This is a genomic window from Rhodococcus sp. NPDC057135 (assembly GCF_042670865.1).
Lineage (GTDB): Bacteria > Actinomycetota > Actinomycetes > Mycobacteriales > Mycobacteriaceae > Rhodococcus_F.
In genome coordinates this window covers 58,598-76,612 of the sequence record NZ_JBHUUU010000018.1, presented here as the reverse complement: position 1 = coordinate 76,612, position 18,015 = coordinate 58,598, and the positions used below count along the sequence as shown (strand labels likewise).

The 18,015-nt window shown below is 62.3% G+C and carries 19 protein-coding genes; 14 read left to right on the top strand and 5 right to left on the bottom strand.

The genetic code is table 11. The features are described from left to right. Positions 1-252 precede the first annotated feature (252 nt). Positions 253-1,023: a siderophore-interacting protein gene (locus ACFT1A_RS27170; RefSeq protein ID WP_378449533.1), complete on the top strand. Its 771-nt coding sequence runs from the start codon at positions 253-255 to the stop codon at positions 1,021-1,023. Here the strand turns inward: ACFT1A_RS27170 and ACFT1A_RS27165 are convergent. Then, complete coding sequence (locus tag ACFT1A_RS27165; protein WP_378449573.1) at positions 1,020-2,192, bottom strand: multidrug effflux MFS transporter; 1,173 nt, start codon at positions 2,190-2,192, stop codon at positions 1,020-1,022. The genes ACFT1A_RS27170 and ACFT1A_RS27165 overlap by 4 nt on opposite strands. Positions 2,193-2,276: 84 nt before the next feature. On the opposite strand from ACFT1A_RS27165, the gene ACFT1A_RS27160 reads away from it, so the two are divergent. Further along, the gene (locus tag ACFT1A_RS27160) at positions 2,277-3,203 is read left to right on the top strand and encodes a tyrosine recombinase XerC (protein WP_378449532.1); all 927 of its coding nucleotides are present in this window, start codon (positions 2,277-2,279) and stop codon (positions 3,201-3,203) included. Positions 3,204-3,326: 123 nt separating this feature from the next. Next, positions 3,327-4,436 carry an AAA family ATPase gene (locus tag ACFT1A_RS27155; RefSeq protein WP_378449531.1) on the top strand — a complete coding sequence of 370 codons (1,110 nt, stop codon included), beginning with the start codon at positions 3,327-3,329 and terminating at the stop codon, positions 4,434-4,436. Between the two features lie 16 nt (positions 4,437-4,452). Here ACFT1A_RS27155 and ACFT1A_RS27150 read toward each other — a convergent pair whose 3' ends face one another. After that, entirely contained in the window at positions 4,453-4,953 is a 501-nt protein-coding gene (locus ACFT1A_RS27150; protein ID WP_378449530.1) for a M23 family metallopeptidase, read from the bottom strand. A gap of 307 nt (positions 4,954-5,260) precedes the next feature. Between ACFT1A_RS27150 and rpsB the strand changes: the two genes are divergently transcribed. From rpsB to ACFT1A_RS27120, 6 genes are all read left to right on the top strand, one after another. After that, positions 5,261-6,142, top strand: coding sequence for a 30S ribosomal protein S2 (gene rpsB, locus ACFT1A_RS27145; protein WP_113682954.1), 882 nt, complete (start codon positions 5,261-5,263; stop codon positions 6,140-6,142). Between the two features lie 151 nt (positions 6,143-6,293). Then, positions 6,294-7,121 carry a translation elongation factor Ts gene (gene tsf, locus ACFT1A_RS27140; protein ID WP_378449529.1) on the top strand — a complete coding sequence of 276 codons (828 nt, stop codon included), beginning with the start codon at positions 6,294-6,296 and terminating at the stop codon, positions 7,119-7,121. Between the two features lie 198 nt (positions 7,122-7,319). Beyond that, positions 7,320-8,048, top strand: coding sequence for a UMP kinase (pyrH, locus tag ACFT1A_RS27135; RefSeq protein WP_019747988.1), 729 nt, complete (start codon positions 7,320-7,322; stop codon positions 8,046-8,048). 43 nt (positions 8,049-8,091) lie between these two features. Continuing rightward, the gene (frr, locus tag ACFT1A_RS27130; protein ID WP_003942777.1) at positions 8,092-8,649 is read left to right on the top strand and encodes a ribosome recycling factor; all 558 of its coding nucleotides are present in this window, start codon (positions 8,092-8,094) and stop codon (positions 8,647-8,649) included. 48 nt (positions 8,650-8,697) lie between these two features. Further along, complete coding sequence (locus tag ACFT1A_RS27125) at positions 8,698-9,594, top strand: phosphatidate cytidylyltransferase (protein WP_283303770.1); 897 nt, start codon at positions 8,698-8,700, stop codon at positions 9,592-9,594. Positions 9,595-9,600: 6 nt separating this feature from the next. Continuing rightward, positions 9,601-10,329, top strand: coding sequence for a class I SAM-dependent methyltransferase (locus ACFT1A_RS27120; protein WP_378449528.1), 729 nt, complete (start codon positions 9,601-9,603; stop codon positions 10,327-10,329). A gap of 79 nt (positions 10,330-10,408) precedes the next feature. Here ACFT1A_RS27120 and ACFT1A_RS27115 read toward each other — a convergent pair whose 3' ends face one another. Together ACFT1A_RS27115 and ACFT1A_RS27110 are read right to left on the bottom strand one after the other, a co-directional pair. Further along, complete coding sequence (locus tag ACFT1A_RS27115; RefSeq protein ID WP_030244636.1) at positions 10,409-11,251, bottom strand: CoA ester lyase; 843 nt, start codon at positions 11,249-11,251, stop codon at positions 10,409-10,411. Positions 11,252-11,346: 95 nt separating this feature from the next. Beyond that, positions 11,347-11,757 carry a lipopolysaccharide assembly LapA domain-containing protein gene (locus tag ACFT1A_RS27110; protein WP_378449527.1) on the bottom strand — a complete coding sequence of 137 codons (411 nt, stop codon included), beginning with the start codon at positions 11,755-11,757 and terminating at the stop codon, positions 11,347-11,349. A 102-nt stretch (positions 11,758-11,859) separates the two neighbouring features. On the opposite strand from ACFT1A_RS27110, the gene rlmN reads away from it, so the two are divergent. After that, entirely contained in the window at positions 11,860-12,969 is a 1,110-nt protein-coding gene (rlmN, locus tag ACFT1A_RS27105) for a 23S rRNA (adenine(2503)-C(2))-methyltransferase RlmN (RefSeq protein ID WP_230812959.1), read from the top strand. A 78-nt stretch (positions 12,970-13,047) separates the two neighbouring features. Here the strand turns inward: rlmN and ACFT1A_RS27100 are convergent, their stop codons facing one another. Beyond that, positions 13,048-13,317, bottom strand: coding sequence for a DUF2631 domain-containing protein (locus tag ACFT1A_RS27100; protein ID WP_003942762.1), 270 nt, complete (start codon positions 13,315-13,317; stop codon positions 13,048-13,050). A gap of 120 nt (positions 13,318-13,437) precedes the next feature. Here ACFT1A_RS27100 and dxr point away from each other — a divergent pair, with 120 nt between their 5' ends. The 4 genes from dxr to ACFT1A_RS27080 all read left to right on the top strand — a co-directional run bounded on the left by dxr (position 13,438) and on the right by ACFT1A_RS27080 (position 18,007). Then, positions 13,438-14,595: a 1-deoxy-D-xylulose-5-phosphate reductoisomerase gene (gene dxr, locus ACFT1A_RS27095; RefSeq protein ID WP_378449526.1), complete on the top strand. Its 1,158-nt coding sequence runs from the start codon at positions 13,438-13,440 to the stop codon at positions 14,593-14,595. A gap of 7 nt (positions 14,596-14,602) precedes the next feature. Then, positions 14,603-15,814, top strand: coding sequence for a M50 family metallopeptidase (locus tag ACFT1A_RS27090; protein ID WP_378449525.1), 1,212 nt, complete (start codon positions 14,603-14,605; stop codon positions 15,812-15,814). An 87-nt stretch (positions 15,815-15,901) separates the two neighbouring features. Beyond that, positions 15,902-17,059, top strand: a complete 1,158-nt coding sequence (ispG, locus tag ACFT1A_RS27085; RefSeq protein WP_378449524.1) for a flavodoxin-dependent (E)-4-hydroxy-3-methylbut-2-enyl-diphosphate synthase — start codon at positions 15,902-15,904, stop codon at positions 17,057-17,059. A 111-nt stretch (positions 17,060-17,170) separates the two neighbouring features. After that, a complete protein-coding gene (locus ACFT1A_RS27080) occupies positions 17,171-18,007 on the top strand; it encodes a GNAT family N-acetyltransferase (protein ID WP_378449523.1) in 837 nt (278 codons plus the stop codon). Positions 18,008-18,015: the final 8 nt, after the last annotated feature.

Genomic DNA, 18,015 nt, shown 5'->3' with positions numbered 1-18,015 from the left:
AGGAGCCAGAGGCGTATTTTACTGTTGCTTTGCCAATTTCTCCGATAGTGAAGTCCTGCCTGATCATTCGCTGGTTCGTGAGCCGATAATTTGGCTGCCATCACATTTACTGGGCAGAGTGGTCGGTTTATTTCGTTGTTTACCTTGATCTGTCCGCGCGCTGGACGGATTCACCGCGGAGGCATTTTGCCCGTGCACTGCAATTGTCGTGTACCTTAGTTAGGTAACACTAACTTTCGGAAGGATCTTTCTGTGGCCAAGCCGACAACTGCATTGACGGTTCTGCGGACCGAACAATTGACTCCCCATATGGTGCGAGTGTTTCTCGGGGGATCGGGCTTCGAGTCGTTCACTCCCAGCGAATACAGCGATTCCTATGTAAAGATCGAATTCGGCACGCCTGATCAGCCGGTACTGCGTACCTACACGATTCGTTCGTACGATCTTGATGCCAAAGAGATTGCAATCGATTTTGTCGTCCACGGTGACATGGGAGTTGCAGGCCCGTGGGCTGCGTCAGTTCAGCCGGGCGCGGAGATTACCCTGCGTGGACCCGGTGGCGCGTTTTCGCCGTCGCCATCCGCTGATTGGTATCTCTTCGTCGGAGACGAGACCGCAATACCTGCTATTACCGCGTCGATAGCGAGATTGGCGCCGGATGCGGTCGGCTACGCCGTCGTCGAGGTCGGTGGACCAGAAGACGAAATCGCACTCGATGCCCCAGAAGGTATCGCGGTGACCTGGCTGCATCGCGGAGCGTCGTCCGACGCGGTGGGTGAAGAGTTGGCGGGTGACAACGCGCCAGTCGTCGCCGCGGTCAAGGCGCTCGAGTGGCTACCGGGCGAACCGCATGTATTCATTCACGGTGAAGCACAAGCCGTCATGCATAACCTCCGGCCGTACATTCGCAAGGAACGAAACGTCCCGGCATCGGCCGCTTCTATTTCCGGATACTGGCGTCGTGGTCGCACCGAAGAAGGCTTCCGCGTTTGGAAGTCCGAACTCGCCGCGGTCGAAAGCTAACTCGCTGCAGCCTTACCGCGAGTCAGCAACACGAGCGCAACGGCCGCGAGAACTCCGAAGGTGGGAATTGCAATTGCCATCGGAACTGCCGTGTCTTCTCCCGCAATTCCCACCAACGGCGAAACCAACGCCGCCAAGCCGAACTGGCCGGCTCCCATCAGGGCTGAACCGGTGCCGGCCGCGTTCGTGACCTCTCCTTGGGCGAGAGCGGTCGCATTGCCCATGATGAACCCGATGCTCGAAACTGCCACGAACAGCGGAACCAAGATCAACCAGGTATTCGTGGAACTGAAAACCACGCTGGTGCAGAACAATACGGCGCCGCCGGCGAGTAGCAGGCACACGCCGAAACGCAGTAGGGTGCGAGCTCCGACGCGACCGAGCAGGCGAGTGGTGATCATCGCTGCTGCGACCATTCCGGTGGCGTTGACTGCGAACACGATCGAGAATTGCGACGGACTCAGCCCGAGGACATTCTGAACGACGAACGGCGACGCGGAGATGTACGCGAACAGGGCGCCGAATCCGAAGACGAATGCGAGCGCATATCCGAGGTAATGCTGATTTCGGACGACGTATCTCAGATTCGAGAGCAGTGACTTCAATCCACCGCCGTGGCGTCGCTCGGGTGGGAGTGTCTCGGGAACAAGCAAAATGACACCAGCCACCATCACGGCGCCCGCGACCGCCAGGACCCAGAAGATTCCGCGCCACCCGACGGGGCCGAGAAGTGCGCCGCCGATCAGTGGCGCGACCACGGGAGCGATGCCGCCGATGATCATCATGATGCTGAAGAGCTTCGCTGCGTCGTCGCCACGCGCCCGGTCGGCAATACAAGCACGGGCCAAGACGATGGCAGCGCCTCCACTCAATCCCTGGACGAGCCGAGCGCCGATGAGAAACTCTATGCTCGGCGCCACCGCGCATGCCGCACCGCTCAGCGCTGTGATGATCGTCGCGGCAAGCAGTATTCGCCGCCTCCCCAGTCCGTCGGAGATCGGACCGATGATCAGCTGGCCGATTCCGAGGCCGGCCATGAAGGTAGTCAGTGTCAGCTGAACGCTGGCCGCAGTAGTGTCGAGTGCATCCGCCATCAAAGGTAGGCCGGGCAGGTACATGTCGATGGACAGTGGAGCGATTGCGGAAATCAGTGCCAGTACACACAACATCTTCAGAGGAATTGCTCGATTCACCGATCAACCCTATCGGCGAGGCAGCTTGCAGTTTCAATCGCGGCGGGCGAGCGTGTGTTCATGACTGACGCATTGCCGGCGAGCTTGAGTGTTCACCTCGATGCCTACGCCGAGCACCTTCGACTGAGCCGAGGGCGGTCGGAACACACGATCCGCGCCTACGTCGGTGACGCGCGGGCATTGCTGACCCATCTCGCTGCAGGTTCGGCGACTGCAGATCTCGATGACCTCGACCTTGGAGTCATGCGCTCGTGGTTGGCTGCCCAGAATGCCGTGGGAACGGCCCGGACGACGGTAGCTCGACGGGCGTCGTCGGCACGCGGTTTCACGGCGTGGCTCGCGCAGACAGGACGCATTCCCGTCGACCCCGGTACACGTCTGGCAGCTCCACCTGCCCGCCGCACGCTGCCGACGGTGCTGCGTCAGAGTCAGGCGATCGATGCAATGGATGCGGCGGAAAGCGGTGCGCAGCAACAAGAGCCGCTCGCCCTGCGGGACCGGCTCGTCGTGGAGTTGTTGTACTCCACCGGAATTCGCGTCGGCGAGTTGTGTGGACTGGACGTCGAGTCGGTCGACGCCGATCGACGCCTGCTGCGTGTGCTCGGCAAGGGAAACAAGGAGCGATCGGTGCCCTACGGCCTGCCCGCAGAATCGGCACTGAACGGGTGGCTGGAGCACGGAAGACCCGCACTGACTTCGGATCGGTCTGGGCGGGCATTGCTCCTCGGAGTTCGAGGTGGCCGGCTCGATCAGCGTCAGGCGCGTTCGGTGGTCCACGAAACCATGGCTGCAATTCCAGGGGCACCCGACATGGGTCCGCACGGGCTCCGGCACTCCGCTGCGACACATTTGCTCGAAGGCGGAGCAGACCTCCGTGTGGTGCAAGAACTTCTCGGGCACGCGAGTCTGGCGACTACTCAGCTGTACACGCATGTATCGGTCGAACGGCTTCGATCCGTCCACGATCAGGCCCATCCGCGCGCCTAGATTGTGAAGCGACGCGAGTTCTCGGCGGGTATTTGGTAGCGTCGCAGGTCAGAAGAGTGAACAATCGGCAAAGTTCGATCGTCGTGTCGAGACACTCGATTACATGCGATATCCGGGGGATTCGTGAACCGCCAAGATGTGAAGCACCCGCCGAACAGTGGCCAACCGGCCTGGCTGTCCGAAGCGCCGCAACCTGCTCCCATGCCGGCGTCGACGCCGGAGCCGGCGGCACGACCGCAAGAGGCCTGGGCCGCGCCGCCGCCGCCGTCGAGCCAGCAGCAGGTGACCAACCAGGACCTGGTTGCCGAAGCTTTACTGAAACGCCCTAAACGGACACCGCGGGGCGGCTGGCGTAGAGGATTGCATCGTGCGACCGGCGGTGTGGTCAATCTGGGGGATTCGACCAACGAACAGCGCAACCGTGCACTGGCCGCCCGAATCGAGCAGCCGATACGCAACGACTATCGAATAGCGTTGCTCTCGCTCAAGGGCGGGGTCGGCAAGACGACCGTCACGGTCGGACTCGGTGCGACGTTTGCTTCGCTGCGTGGCGACTGCGTCGTGGCGGTCGACGCCAATCCCGACTTCGGAACCTTGGCGCAACGTGTTCCGCTGCAGACAAATTCGACAGTGCGCGATCTGATCGCCGCGAGGCCGGACATAAAGAGCTATTCGGACGTACGCGCGCACACATCTCAGTCGCCGAGTCGTCTCGAGGTCCTGGCCAGTGAGCAGGATCCGGCGATTTCGGAGGCGTTCAGCGAGGACGACTATCGCCAGGTCATCGACATCTTGCAGGTCTACTACAACATCATCCTCACCGATTGCGGTACCGGGATCATGCACTCCGCGATGAACGGCGTTCTCGATCTTGCCAATTCGTTGGTTCTCGTCAGTTCTCCGGCAATCGACGGAGCGCGAAGCGCAGCGGCAACGCTCGATTGGCTTCAGTTGCATGGATACGGTCATCTGGTCGAACGGACCGTCGTCGTGATCAGCGCCGCCCGACCAGGGTCGAGCGTGATCGACATGGATGCGTTGGTGGACTACTTCATGCGTCGATGCCGCGCCGTCGAGGTCATTCCTTTCGACGAGCATCTCGCGGAGGGCTCGGTCATGGATCTCGAGTTGATGCGACCGGCCACCAGGCGAGCATTCATGGAATTGGCAGCGATGGTTGCCGACGATTTCGCGGACGCCGTGGGTCGGCACGCCGTCTCCGAGTGGCACTGACTCAACCCCATCGGTCTCAACCCCCGGTCAGTGGCTTGAGTCTGAGCGGTTGCGACCGAACCAGTCCGAGTGGATCGAGATACTCGCGCCCTCTGCGCAGGCCCCAGTGCAAACACGCGGCGACGACGCACCCGTCGTGCCCGGGTTCGAGGGTTCCGATCACCGCCCCGGTTGCGATGCGTTCACCTGCTCGAACGTCGGCCGCGACGGGTTCGTAGGTAGTACGTAGGCCGCCGTCGTGATCAATCGACACCGTCGGCTTTCCTGCGACGACTCCCGCGAACGCCACAATGCCGTCGCCGGCCGCGAGGACTGATTGGCCGGGACTGCCGCCCAGATCGACGCCGCGATGACCAGGCAGCCAGTTCTGGGCCGGTTTGTCGAAAGCGCGTTCCACATGCGGCCGCGGAGTGAGCGGCCAGTCGAAACGAGCCTCTGCCGACGCCGTGCTTACGGCGACACAGCAGAAAATCACAGCGACGACCACTCCTCGTCGGGCTCCGCTCAACATCGTCATTGCTTGATCTTCCGTGGAGTGACGCTCGCTTCAATGCAGATCAGACGGGTAATCCACAGGATGGCCGCCGATCCACAACCGCCGGTTCGGTCTGTTGCTTCCGGGGTGGTTATGGCATCGGGGGACGAGGACGTACACTTGTCGAGCGGTCTGTGCTCGCACAGTCCGACTTCGCGCGCCCGCGCACGTTTTCCGGCCTCGGCTGGTCCTGGTTCTCACGAAACAGGTCCGACGGCCGTGCGGGTGCCAGGGCAGGGATCACCCGATCGCCTGCATCAACCGGATTGAAAGTTTGAGGTACACAGCCATGGCTGTCGTAACCATGAAGCAGATGCTCGATAGTGGAACCCACTTCGGACATCAGACCCGTCGCTGGAACCCGAAGATGAAGCGATTCATCTTGACCGACCGCAACGGCATCTACATCATCGACCTCCAGCAGACGCTGACGTACATCGACAAGGCGTACGAGTTCGTCAAGGAGACCGTTGCCCATGGCGGCACCGTTCTCTTCGTCGGCACCAAGAAGCAGGCGCAGGAGTCCATCGCTTCCGAAGCGACTCGCGTCGGAATGCCCTACGTCAACCAGCGTTGGCTCGGCGGCATGCTCACCAACTTCACCACCGTCCACAAGCGTCTGCTTCGCCTCAAGGAGCTCGAGGCAATGGAGCAGACCGGTGGATTCGAAGGTCGCACCAAGAAGGAAATCCTCATGCTCACGCGTGAGATGACCAAGCTGGATCGCACCCTCGGTGGTATCCGCGACATGGCCAAGGTTCCTTCCGCGGTGTGGATCGTCGACACCAACAAGGAGCACCTGGCAGTTGCCGAGGCTCGCAAGCTGAACATCCCGGTCATCGCGATCCTGGACACCAACTGCGACCCCGACCTCGTCGACTACCCGATCCCGGGCAACGACGACGCCATCCGCTCCGCAGCACTGCTGACCAAGGTTGTCGCTTCCGCGGTTGCCGAGGGAGTGCAGGCACGTGCAGGACTGAGCGCCGACAAGGACGCGAAGCCCGAAGCCGGCGCAGGCGAGCCCCTCGCCGAGTGGGAGCAGGAACTGCTCTCGCAGGCAGCTCCGGCCGCAGAGGCTGAGGCAGCTCCGGCTGCTGAGGCTGAGGCAGCTCCGGCTGCAGAGGCTGAGGCAGCCCCCGCCGCAGAGGCACCGGCCACCGAGGCCTGATTCGTTGAAACCGGCCCTGACCAAGAGTTCTTTTGGTCAGGGCCGTTTCACCGTTAGGCCCGAGCACCACCGTCAGGCCGTGCTTCACCGTTAGGCCGTGCTCACCGTTAGTCCTAGGTCCGAAACAGACACATGAGGAGGCTCGCTAATCATGGCGAACTACACCGCCGCTGACGTCAAGCGGCTCCGTGAGCTCACCGGCTCCGGAATGATGGCATGTAAGAACGCACTCGCAGATGCAGACGGCGATTTCGACAAGGCCGTCGAGCAGCTGCGCATCAAGGGCGCGAAGGATGTCGGAAAGCGCGCAGAGCGCACCACCGCTGAGGGTCTCGTCGTCGCCAAGGACGGCGTCATGATCGAGATCAACTGCGAGACCGACTTCGTCGCCAAGAACGACGAGTTCATCAAGCTGGCCGACGCCATCGTGACCGTCGCTGCTGCTGGCAAGCCCGCCGACCTCGACGCACTCAAGGCGCTCGAGCTCGACGGCAAGACCATCGACACCGTCATCCAGGAGCAGTCCGCGAAGATCGGCGAGAAGCTCGAGCTGAGCCGCGTCGCTTCCTTCGACGGCCCCGTTGCCGTGTACCTGCACAAGCGCAGTGCCGACCTGCCGCCGGCCGTCGGCGTGCTCGTCGAGTACACGGGTGAAGGCGATGCCGCAGCCGAGGCTGCTCGCGCAGCTGCAATGCAGGTCGCTGCACTCAAGGCCAAGTACGTCACGCGTGACGAGGTCCCCGCGGAGATCGTCGCTTCCGAGCGCCACATCGCCGAAGAGACCGCTCGCGCGGAGGGCAAGCCCGAACAGGCTCTGCCGAAGATCATCGAAGGCCGCGTCAACGGCTACTTCAAGGACGTCGTGCTGACCGAGCAGTCTTCGGTTCAGGACTCCAAGAAGACCGTCAAGGCGATCCTCGACGAGGCCGGCGTGACCATCAAGCGCTTCGTGCGTTTCGAGGTCGGCGCCTCCGCTTAATCGGAGCCCGTACACATGGACCCCGCCAGAAGAGCATTTGCTCTACCGGCGGGGTCTACGTGTACCTGGGGCCTCCGATGAGGCAGGATGGGAGTGCCTTGGGACTAGTCCCGAGGGCTTTCTGTGTCACCGTCTCCGATTCGGTGGCAGAAGAAGAACGAAGGACCCACAGGGTCTTGTATCGAACTGAGGAGAACAATGTCCGAACCTGCCAACGAACGTCCAGGATTCAAGCGGGTCCTGCTCAAACTCGGCGGCGAAATGTTCGGAGGCGGCAAAGTCGGTCTCGATCCCGATGTGGTCACCAAGGTGGCTGAGCAGATCGCAGAGGTCGTTCGATCAGGCGTACAGGTTGCAGTGGTCATCGGCGGCGGAAACTTCTTCCGCGGAGCGGAACTGCAGCAGCGTGGCCTCGATCGCGCGCGCTCCGACTACATGGGCATGCTCGGCACCGTCATGAACTGCCTCGCTCTGCAGGATTTCCTGGAGAAGGCCGGCGTCGATTCTCGTGTGCAGACGGCCATCACCATGGGACAGGTCGCCGAGCCGTACCTTCCCCTTCGTGCACGTAGGCACCTCGAGAAGGGGCGCGTGGTCATCTTCGGTGCCGGGATGGGTATGCCGTACTTCTCCACCGACACCACTGCTGCGCAGCGCGCGCTGGAGATCGGTGCCGAGGTAGTGCTGATGGCCAAGGCTGTCGACGGCGTCTACTCGGCCGACCCGCGTATCGACCCGGACGCGACGATGTACGAACAGATCACGCACCGCGAGGTCATCGAGCGTGAACTCAAGGTCGCGGACGCCACGGCGTTCAGCCTGTGCATGGACAACTCGATGCCGATGATGGTGTTCAACCTCCTCACCGAAGGAAACATCGCTCGCGCGGTGTCCGGTGAGAAGATCGGCACCCTGATCAAGTCGTGAGTGAACCCCGAAAAATGATGCAGAACAACATGGAGGAACAGCCGTGATCGATGAAGCGCTCTTCGAGGCAGAAGAGAAGATGGAAAAGGCTGTCACGGTAGCCAAGGACGATCTCGGCTCGGTTCGTACCGGACGCGCCAACCCCGGTATGTTCTCGCGCATCGTGATCGACTACTACGGTTCGATCACGCCGATCACGCAGCTCGCGAGCATCAACGTCCCCGAGGCCCGCATGGTCATCGTCAAGCCCTACGAGGCTTCGCAGCTCAACGCGATCGAGACGGCGATCCGCAACTCGGATCTCGGCGTCAACCCGTCCAACGACGGCAGCATCATCCGCATCTCGGTTCCGCAGCTCACGGAGGAGCGTCGTCGTGAACTGGTGAAGCAGGCCAAGTCCAAGGGCGAGGACTCGAAGGTCACGCTGCGCAACATCCGCCGCAAGGCGATGGACGAACTCGGCCGGATCCAGAAGGACGGCGAAGCCGGCGAGGACGAGGTCGGTCGCGCGGAGAAAGAACTCGACAAGACCACGGCGAAGTACGTGCACACGGTCGAGGAACTCGTCAAGCACAAGGAAGCAGAGTTGATGGAGGTATAGCCTCCTCGTTTGCAGTGTTTGTCGTCGGGAGTAGATCAGGGAGTCTGGGTGCACGCACAAGAGGGAACCGCCGGTGGTCCCGTCACGGACGGGCCTACGGGCGGCGCTGAGGGCGCGCAACCGCCGAAGTCGAAGGCAGGCAGGAACCTACCTGCCGCCATCGGCGTCGGAGCCGGTCTCGGCGCCCTGGTCATCGGCACTTTGATCTTTCTGCCTCCGGGGTGGATCGCTGTAGTCGCGATCGCGATGTTCATCGCGACGTGGGAGGTCACCACGCGGCTTCGTGAAGCCGACATCGAGGTGCCGCGAATTCCGCTGCTCGTCGGAGGGCAAGCCACGATCTGGCTCGGCTGGCCGTGGGGACCGGTCGGAGTGCTCAGCGGATTCACCGCGACTGTCCTGGTGTGCATGGTGTGGCGGTTGTTCGACCACGGGCTCAAGGCGACTCCGAAGAACTTCCTGAGAGACACCTCCATCACGGTGTTCGTTCTGGCGTGGATCCCGCTGTTGGCGTCCTTCGGTGCGTTGATGGTGCTCGAAGACGACGGCCCGGGTCGTGTTTTTGTCCTGATGATCGGTGTCGTGTGTTCCGACGTCGGCGGTTATGCCGCGGGAGTCCTGTTCGGAAAGCACCCGATGGTCCCGGCGGTGAGCCCGAAGAAGTCCTGGGAGGGATTCGTCGGTTCCCTCATTTTCTGCGTTATCGGCAGCCTGCTTTCGGTGACCCTGATCCTCGACGCGAACTCGATGATCGGCGTCCTGCTCGGTGTGGTGCTGGTGGTCGTCGCGACGGTCGGTGACCTGATCGAATCGCAGATCAAGCGTGAACTCGGCATCAAGGACATGGGAACTTTGCTTCCCGGCCACGGCGGAATCATGGATCGCCTCGATTCGCTCCTGCCGTCGGCATTTGTCACCTGGCTGATTCTGTACGCACTCGTCTGATTTCTCGTGCGTGATTTCTTCTCGGGCCGTTCCAAGCCCATCCCCAGTCCGAACATCTGGCACTGGCCGGACGTCTACGAGGTCGAGAACCGCGCACAGGACGTCGACGGTTCCATCTGGGCCGCGATGCGAGCCCAGGTCGACTGGTCTGGACTCGACGTCGTCGACGTCGGCTGCGGCGCGGGGTTTCACCTACCGGAGTTCGCTCGCACCGCGCGCCGTGTTGTCGGGGTGGAGCCGCACGCGCCGCTGGTGAAGGCCGCGCGAGAACGAACCCGTGATTCGGCGCCGATCGACGTGGTCCAGGGTTCCGCAGAGTCCACTGGTCTCGTTGATGCTTCCGTCGATCTCGTTCATGCCCGAACGGCGTACTTCTTCGGCAAAGGTTGCGGCCCGGGAATTCGTGAGGCCATGCGCATCCTGAGGCCTGGGGGAGCCCTGCTGATCGTGGACCTGGACGTGAGCGCCGGCCCGTACGGAGAGTGGATGAGGGCGGATCTGCCCAAATACGATCCCGCGGCCGTCGAAGCCTTTTTCGAGGCTCAGGGATTCTCGCTCACCCGTGTCGACGCCCGGTGGGAGTTCGAGAATCGAGACGACTTGCGGCGAGTACTCGGGATCGAGTTCACCGAGAAGACCGCCGAACGTGCGTTCTCGCAAGTGACGGGATTGGCCTTTGCGGTGCGATACCGGATCCATGTTCGATTCAAACCACGGTCACTCGAACTGGCGTGAAGGCGGGCTCAAAAGACGAACGTCAGGCGCTCCGACGTGAGCGCCTGACGTTTTCTGCACCGATTCAGTAGCAAAAAAATTAGTGATCGGTGGGGATGTGGAACAGGGTGGCGAGCTTGTGAATCTTCTTTGCCTTGGCGAGTTTGGGCAGGTCACTGCCGTCGCGTACGCGTGAGCCGTCTTCACCGAGATCGTCGATGACGTTCTGAGCCCAAATCGCGTCGGCCACGGACGGACTCAGGCCCGCGTTGACGGGGGCAGTCTGCGCGGTGGTCATGCAGAGCTTGCCTGCCATGCCGAGTGACAACGTGATCGCACAGTCTCGGGCGAGCAGATCCAGATCGGGGCCGAGCGTGGGACCGTCGATCGGCGGAGCGATACGAGCCGCGCGGCTTGCGATGGTGAGCCGCGAACGCGGGTACGACATCGAGGTGGGCGAGTCGTCCATCCCGGTGTCGCGACGAAAGTCTCCGCTGCCGAATGCAAGACGGAAGATTCCGTCGGTGCGTGCGATCTCGGGCGCAGCTTCGAGCCCTACCGCGGATTCGACGAGAGCAAGAATCTTGGTGCCCTCGGGAAGTCGCTCGGCAGTGGCGTCGGCCTGCTGGCCGCTCTCGGTCTTCGCGAGCATGACACCCTCGAGTCCGGGGAGGCCCGCGAGTGCGGCCAGATCCTCTTCCCAGAACGGTGTCGTGGCATCGTTGATCCGAACCCAGGCGTGATTGTGTTCGCTCAGGAATGCGGCGACATCGCGGCGGGCGGCCGGTTTGTTGGGTGCGGTGACGGCATCCTCGAGATCGAGAATGACGGCGTCGGCGGCGCTCGCAAGAGCGGCATCAAAAGTGTCCGGTTTGGATGCGGGGACGAGGAGCCATGATCTTGCCTGTTGCGGGGCAATACGCGAGGTCACAGGTCTCTCCATGTGAGTAGTCACATCGGGGCCTTTCGGGTGATTTCCACGACAACAATGATGCCTGCTTACCCGCGGGTAGACCCAATTGCGTAACTAGATTTCAGTCACATCTGCCGCTTCGCTGCGCGCCGGATCTGAATGATGCGAACCCCGCCTGCCAAGGCCATGATCAACGCGCCCGCGATCGCGGAGAGCAGGATCGTGATTCCGAGCGGAAAGTCGATTTGCCAGGCCAGGATCTTGACGGAGACGCTCTCGAGGTTCTGCAATATGAACACCAGCAGCATGATCAGCACGATTGCGCCGATGACCAGGCCAACCCACGTCGTCGCAGCTCTGGTTCGGTCGGTAACCGCGGTTCCGGTCGGCGTCGGTTCAGGCGTCGGGCTCGGTTCGGGATCGTGTTTTTCGACTGCCTTGTCCTCGCCCACCTTCGGAAGTTCCGGGTCGGGACCGAAACCGTCGGCAGGGCCGTACACGGGGGAGTTCGACGGATCCTCTGGTGTGGTTGACATGACATGATCATCACGCAACCTGCGCGAAGTTGCACGGGTAATCCGGCCACAATCGGGTGGCAGTGGGGTAGCACCCCAAAACAATGGGACAATGGTGTAACTATGGCTGCCTCTCTTCCCCTCGTTTTCACTGCACCCAAGCGCGGAATGCCTCCACGGCACCTCGCCGATCTCGATTCCGCCGAGCGCAAAGAAGCGGTGAAAGAGCTCGGCCTCCCCGCTTTCCGGGCCGATCAGCTGGCGCGTCAGTACTACGCTCGGCTCGAAGCAGATCCGGAAAAGATGACCGACCTCCCCGCATCGGTGCGCGAAAAGGTGGGGGAGTCGCTCTTCCCGACTTTGTTGACGCCGATCAAGCATCTCGCGTGCGATTCAGGCGACACACGCAAAACCCTGTGGAAGGCACATGACGGAACGCTGCTCGAGAGCGTCCTGATGCGCTATCCCGATCGGGCGACACTCTGCATCTCGAGTCAGGCAGGCTGCGGAATGGCCTGCCCGTTCTGTGCGACGGGTCAGGGCGGCCTCGACCGCAACCTTTCGACTGCCGAGATCGTGGATCAGGTTCGCGAGGCGGCAGCAGCCATGCGCGACGGTGAAATAGCCGGTGGCCCCGGCCGCTTGTCGAATGTGGTGTTCATGGGCATGGGCGAGCCGTTGGCGAACTACAAGCGTGTGGTGGCGGCGGTTCGACGCATCACCTCGCCCGCACCGGACGGACTCGGCCTGTCGCAGCGGTCGGTCACGGTCTCGACCGTCGGCCTCGCTCCCGCGATTCGCAAGCTCGCCGACGAAGGACTGAGCGTCACGCTGGCGGTATCGCTGCACACGCCGGACGACGAACTGCGCGACACCCTTGTGCCGGTCAACAACCGTTGGTCCGTGTCGGAGGTGCTCCAAGCCGCGCGATACTACGCAGACAAGACCGGCCGCCGTGTCTCCATCGAGTACGCGATGATCAAGAACGTCAACGATCAGCCGTGGCGTGCGGACATGCTGGGCAAGAAGCTGAAGAAGGCGCTCGGCGGGTTGGTGCACGTCAACCTGATTCCGCTCAACCCGACTCCGGGCAGTGAGTGGGACGCGAGCCCGAAGGACGTCGAGCGTGAGTTCGTGCGTCGGGTCATCGCCCAAGGCGTCTCGTGCACGGTGCGCGATACGCGCGGCCAGGAAATTGCCGCAGCCTGTGGCCAGTTGGCCGCCGAGAACTGAAATGTTCTTGGCCTGAAACACGTAAAGAGAAGGCCTCCACGAACTTTCGTTCGTGGAGGCCTTCTCTTTGTCAGGTCTCTAGCGCGGGCGGCGACGGATGACGATGTCGCGGACCAGAATGAAGATCATCAATCCGGCGGTGCCGATGAGCCACAGATCCTCGACCTTGCCGTGATGGTTACCGATCATCATCAGAAGCAGGAATATTGCGAAGAACCATCCGAGGAAACGGAAAAACTTGAGTCCTTCACCACTCCACCCCCATGCGGCAGAGGGAACCTCGGCCTCATCGACGTGCGAGACCACGACGGGGGCGCTGGACTTGACGTCCAACTGGGTATCGGCCACGGTCGATCCTCCTGCTCATTCGGTTGCACTACTGCCCAATATGGTGACATACGACTGCCTGTCGTACGTAGTTGGGCGTCGATAAGGTTGTTCTCAGGTGTTATCAGGAACAATGGGCGAGTGCAGGAAACCACACGTGCCCGCGTCCTCCTCCTCGGCAGTACCGGTTCGATCGGTACCCAAGCGCTGGAGGTCATCGCTGCCAACCCCGATCGTTTCGAAGTAGTCGGACTGGCAGCGGGCGGCAACAACGTCGAATTGTTGGCCGAGCAGATCCGCGCAACCGGCGTCACCGACGTCGCCGTCGCCGATCCTGCGGCCGCCGCTGCTCTGGAATCGGTGACGGCTCGCTCGGGACCGAGCGCGGTGACGGAACTGGTTCGCGACAGCGGCGCCGATGTCGTCCTCAATGCGCTCGTCGGTTCGTTGGGACTCGAACCGACCCTGGCGGCTTTGCACTCGGGTGCACGTCTGGCACTCGCGAACAAGGAATCCCTTGTCGCAGGCGGAGCGCTGGTGACCAAAGCCGCCGCACCCGGCCAGATCGTGCCGGTCGACTCGGAGCATTCGGCGTTGGCCCAATGTCTACGTGGTGGAACGGGCGACGAGGTGGCTCGGCTGGTCCTCACCGCTTCGGGTGGGCCGTTCCGCGGCTGGAGCGCCGAGGATCTCGAAAATGTGAATCCGGCTCAGGCAAAAGCGCATCCCACCTGGTCGATGGGACCCATGAACACCCTCAACTCGGCAACCTTGGTCAACAAGGGCCTGGAGCTGATCGAGACGAATCTGCTGTTCGGGATCGACTACGACCGCATCGACGTCACCGTGCATCCGCAGTCGATCGTGCACTCCATGGTGACGTTCTTCGACGGTTCGACGCTGGCGCAGGCAAGCCCACCGGACATGAAGCTTCCGATCGCCCTCGCGCTCGGCTGGCCGGACCGTATCGAAGGTGCGGCGTCGGCATGCGACTTCACGACCGCCTCCACCTGGGAATTCGAGCCGCTCGATTCGTCGGTGTTCCCCGCCGTCGATCTGGCGCGAAGCGCGGGCAAATCCGGCGGTTGCTTCACTGCGATCTACAACGCGGCCAACGAAGTGGCGGCTCAGGCTTTCCTCGACGGCGTCATTTCGTTCCCGGCGATCGTCCGTACGGTGGCTGCTGTTCTCGACGATGCAGGTCAATGGTCCGCGGAACCGGTTACCGTGGACGACGTTCTGGCCGCAGACGGCTGGGCACGCACACGAGCGCGTCAGCTCGTGAAGCAGGAGGGCTAGAACTTTCATGGTTTTTGCACTGGGCGTAGTGCTGTTTGCCCTCGGCATCGGAGTGTCCATCGCCCTGCACGAAGCCGGTCACATGTGGACGGCCAAGGCTTTGGGGATGAAGGTTCGCCGCTACTACATCGGCTTCGGACCGAAGATCTTCTCGTTCCGTCGAGGTGAGACCGAGTACGGACTCAAGGCGCTCCCGCTGGGCGGATTCTGCGACATCGCAGGCATGACGGCTCTCGACGAGATGACGCCTGAAGAAGAGCCGTACGCGATGTACAAGAAGGCGGCGTGGAAGCGCGTCGTCGTCATGTCCGGCGGTATCGCGATGAACTTCATTCTCGGGTTCCTCCTGATCTACGCATTGCTCCTCGGCTGGGGCCGAACTGAGCCTGCTCAACCAGTGGTTCAAGAAGTCACGTGTGTAGCCCCCGATCAGCTGGGTCAGGACGGCAACTTCGAGCTGACAGAGTGCTCGGGTGGCGGCCCTGCGGGCGATGCGGGCCTGAAATCGGGAGATCGAATCACCGCAGTCGATGGAACGTCGACGAGTACCTTCCCCGAGGTGGCAGCAGCTATTCGAGGTGTGGACGGCCCCATCACGTTGTCGGTTGATCGCGAGGGAGAGGCATTGTCGATCACGGTCGTTCCCGAACGCGTCCAGCGATACGTGAACTCCGCCAGTGGTGTTCCCGTGAAGCAAGAAGTATCTGCTGTCGGAATCGGTGGACCCGGCTCGGCGTTGGTCGAGTACAACGCGCTCACGGCTGTTCCGGCAGCCTTCGACTACACCGGCCAGATCATGGTCGACTCGGTGAAGGCGTTGGCTGACATTCCGTCGAAGGTGGGGGCTCTGTGGGAGTCGGTCACGGGCGGCGAGCGGGCGCTGGACACACCGATCAGTGTGGTCGGCGCCAGCGTGATCGGCGGCGAGGCTGCTGATCGAGCCGAGTGGCCGATGTTCGTCGGACTGCTCGCGTCGATCAACTTCTTCCTCGGTGTTTTCAACATCCTGCCGCTGCTGCCGCTCGACGGCGGACACATCGCGGTGGTCTTCTACGAGAAGATTCGCGATTGGTTCCGCGCCCGCCGCGGCCTGATCCCGGGCGGTCCGGTCGACTACACGAGACTCCTTCCGATTACTTACGTATTCATCGTGATCGGTGGCGCGTTCATGTTGCTGACACTCACAGCTGACATCGTCAATCCGATCAAGATCTTCTGACCGTGTGAGCAGGGCGACGGTTGCCGCGCGGTAGTGCGGCGATCGCCCGGCTAAACTTGCAGAGAAGCTATGAAAGAAGGCACAGACGTGACCATCCCTATCGGACTGGGAATGCCCTCGGCACCCGCAGCGATTCTTGCTCCTCGCCGCAAGACTCGGCAGCTGCAGGTCGGCACGGTAGGTGTGGGCAGCGATTTCCCCATCTCGGTGCAGTCCATGTGCACCACGAAGACGCACGACGTCAACGCAACGCTCCAGCAGATCGCCGAACTGACCGCTTCCGGATGTGACATCGTCCGTGTCGCCTGCCCGCGCCAGGAAGATGCGGACGCTTTGGCGACCATCGCGAAGAAGAGCCAGATTCCGGTTATCGCCGACATCCACTTCCAGCCGCGCTACATCTTCGCGGCAATCGAGGCGGGATGCGCTGCGGTGCGCGTCAATCCGGGCAACATCAAGGAATTCGACGGCCGCGTCAAAGAGGTGGCGAAGGCCGCGGGCGATGCCGGCATTCCGATCCGCATCGGCGTCAACGCCGGATCGCTCGATCCTCGCTTGATGGAGAAGTACGGCAAGGCGACGCCCGAAGCGTTGGTCGAGTCTGCGCTGTGGGAAGCCGGGTTGTTCGAAGAGCACGGCTTCGGTGACATCAAGATCTCCGTCAAGCACAACGATCCGGTGATCATGGTCGAGGCTTACCGCCAACTCGCCGCCAAGTGCGACTACCCACTGCACCTCGGTGTCACCGAGGCGGGTCCGGCGTTTCAGGGCACGATCAAGTCCGCGGTCGCCTTCGGTGCGCTGCTCGCGGAGGGCATCGGCGACACCATCCGTGTGTCGCTCTCAGCCCCGCCGGCCGAGGAAATCAAGGTCGGTAACCAGATTCTGCAGTCGCTGAACCTGCGTCCGCGCAAGCTCGAGATCGTCTCATGCCCCTCGTGTGGCCGCGCACAGGTTGACGTCTACACACTCGCCGACGAGGTCTCCGCGGGTCTCGAGGGCATGGAGATTCCGCTACGCGTGGCAGTCATGGGCTGCGTCGTGAACGGACCGGGTGAAGCGCGTGAGGCTGACCTCGGTGTGGCGTCCGGCAACGGCAAGGGCCAGATCTTCGTCAAGGGCAAGGTCATCAAGACGGTGCCCGAGGCGCAGATCGTCGAGACGTTGATCGAAGAGGCGATGAAAATTGCCGAAAGCATGGAGGGCGACGCTTCGGAGGGTGCGCCGGTTGTCACCGTGAGTTGAGTGATTGCCGGATGAATCTTCCCCGTCGGTGTCAGGTTCGTGGCAATCTGAGTGCATCATGATCGGGTAGTGATATTCGTGGACGCGCAGTCGAGTCGAGGGGGTTGACGGATGCTCAAACTCCTCGGAGCCAAGCAGGTCGGAAGTCGAGATCTCGATGACGTCCGAGCGGTACTCGACGCCGATCCGGTCGCGGCCTGCATGATTGCCGCGCGCGTCGAAGAATGCGGCGTCGACCCACGAATGATTCACGGCGAGCTGTGGAGTCGTGGCGGGCCGTTGTCGTCCTTGTGCTTTGCCGGGGCAAATCTGGTTCCGCTTCGGGGCGATCCGGATGACATTCGAGCATTCGCCGACCGTGCCTGTCGGATTCCACGCATGTGCTCGTCGGTGGTCGGCCGCGCCGAATTGGCGTTGCCGCTCTGGGAAATGCTCGAACTCGATTGGGGAAGTGCGCGGGAGGTTCGCCCCGAACAACCGTTGCTCGCGGTATCCGAGCCGCTGGCATGCCCGTCGGATCCTCTGGTCCGGCAGGTCCGCTCCGACGAACTCGACATCTACCTGCCTGCCGCGATCGCGATGTTCATCGAAGAGGTGGGCGTCGATCCACGTGCCAACGACGGTGGGCGCGGCTATCGGCATCGTGTCGCAAGCCTGATCGCCGCCGGGCGAGCGTGGGCGCACATCGAGGACGGCCAGGTCGTTTTCAAGGCGGAGGTCGGTTCGATGTCCGCGCGCTGTGGCCAGATTCAGGGCGTCTGGGTCAATCCCGAGTTTCGCGGACAGGGCTTCGGCGTGACCGGAACGGCGGCTGTGGCGGAGTCGATCATGGCGACCGGTCGCATTGCGAGCCTGTACGTCAACAGCTTCAATACGATTGCGCGGTCGACCTATTCGCGGGTGGGGTTCCGACAGGTCGCAACTTTCTCGACGGTACTGCTCGACTGACCGCACAC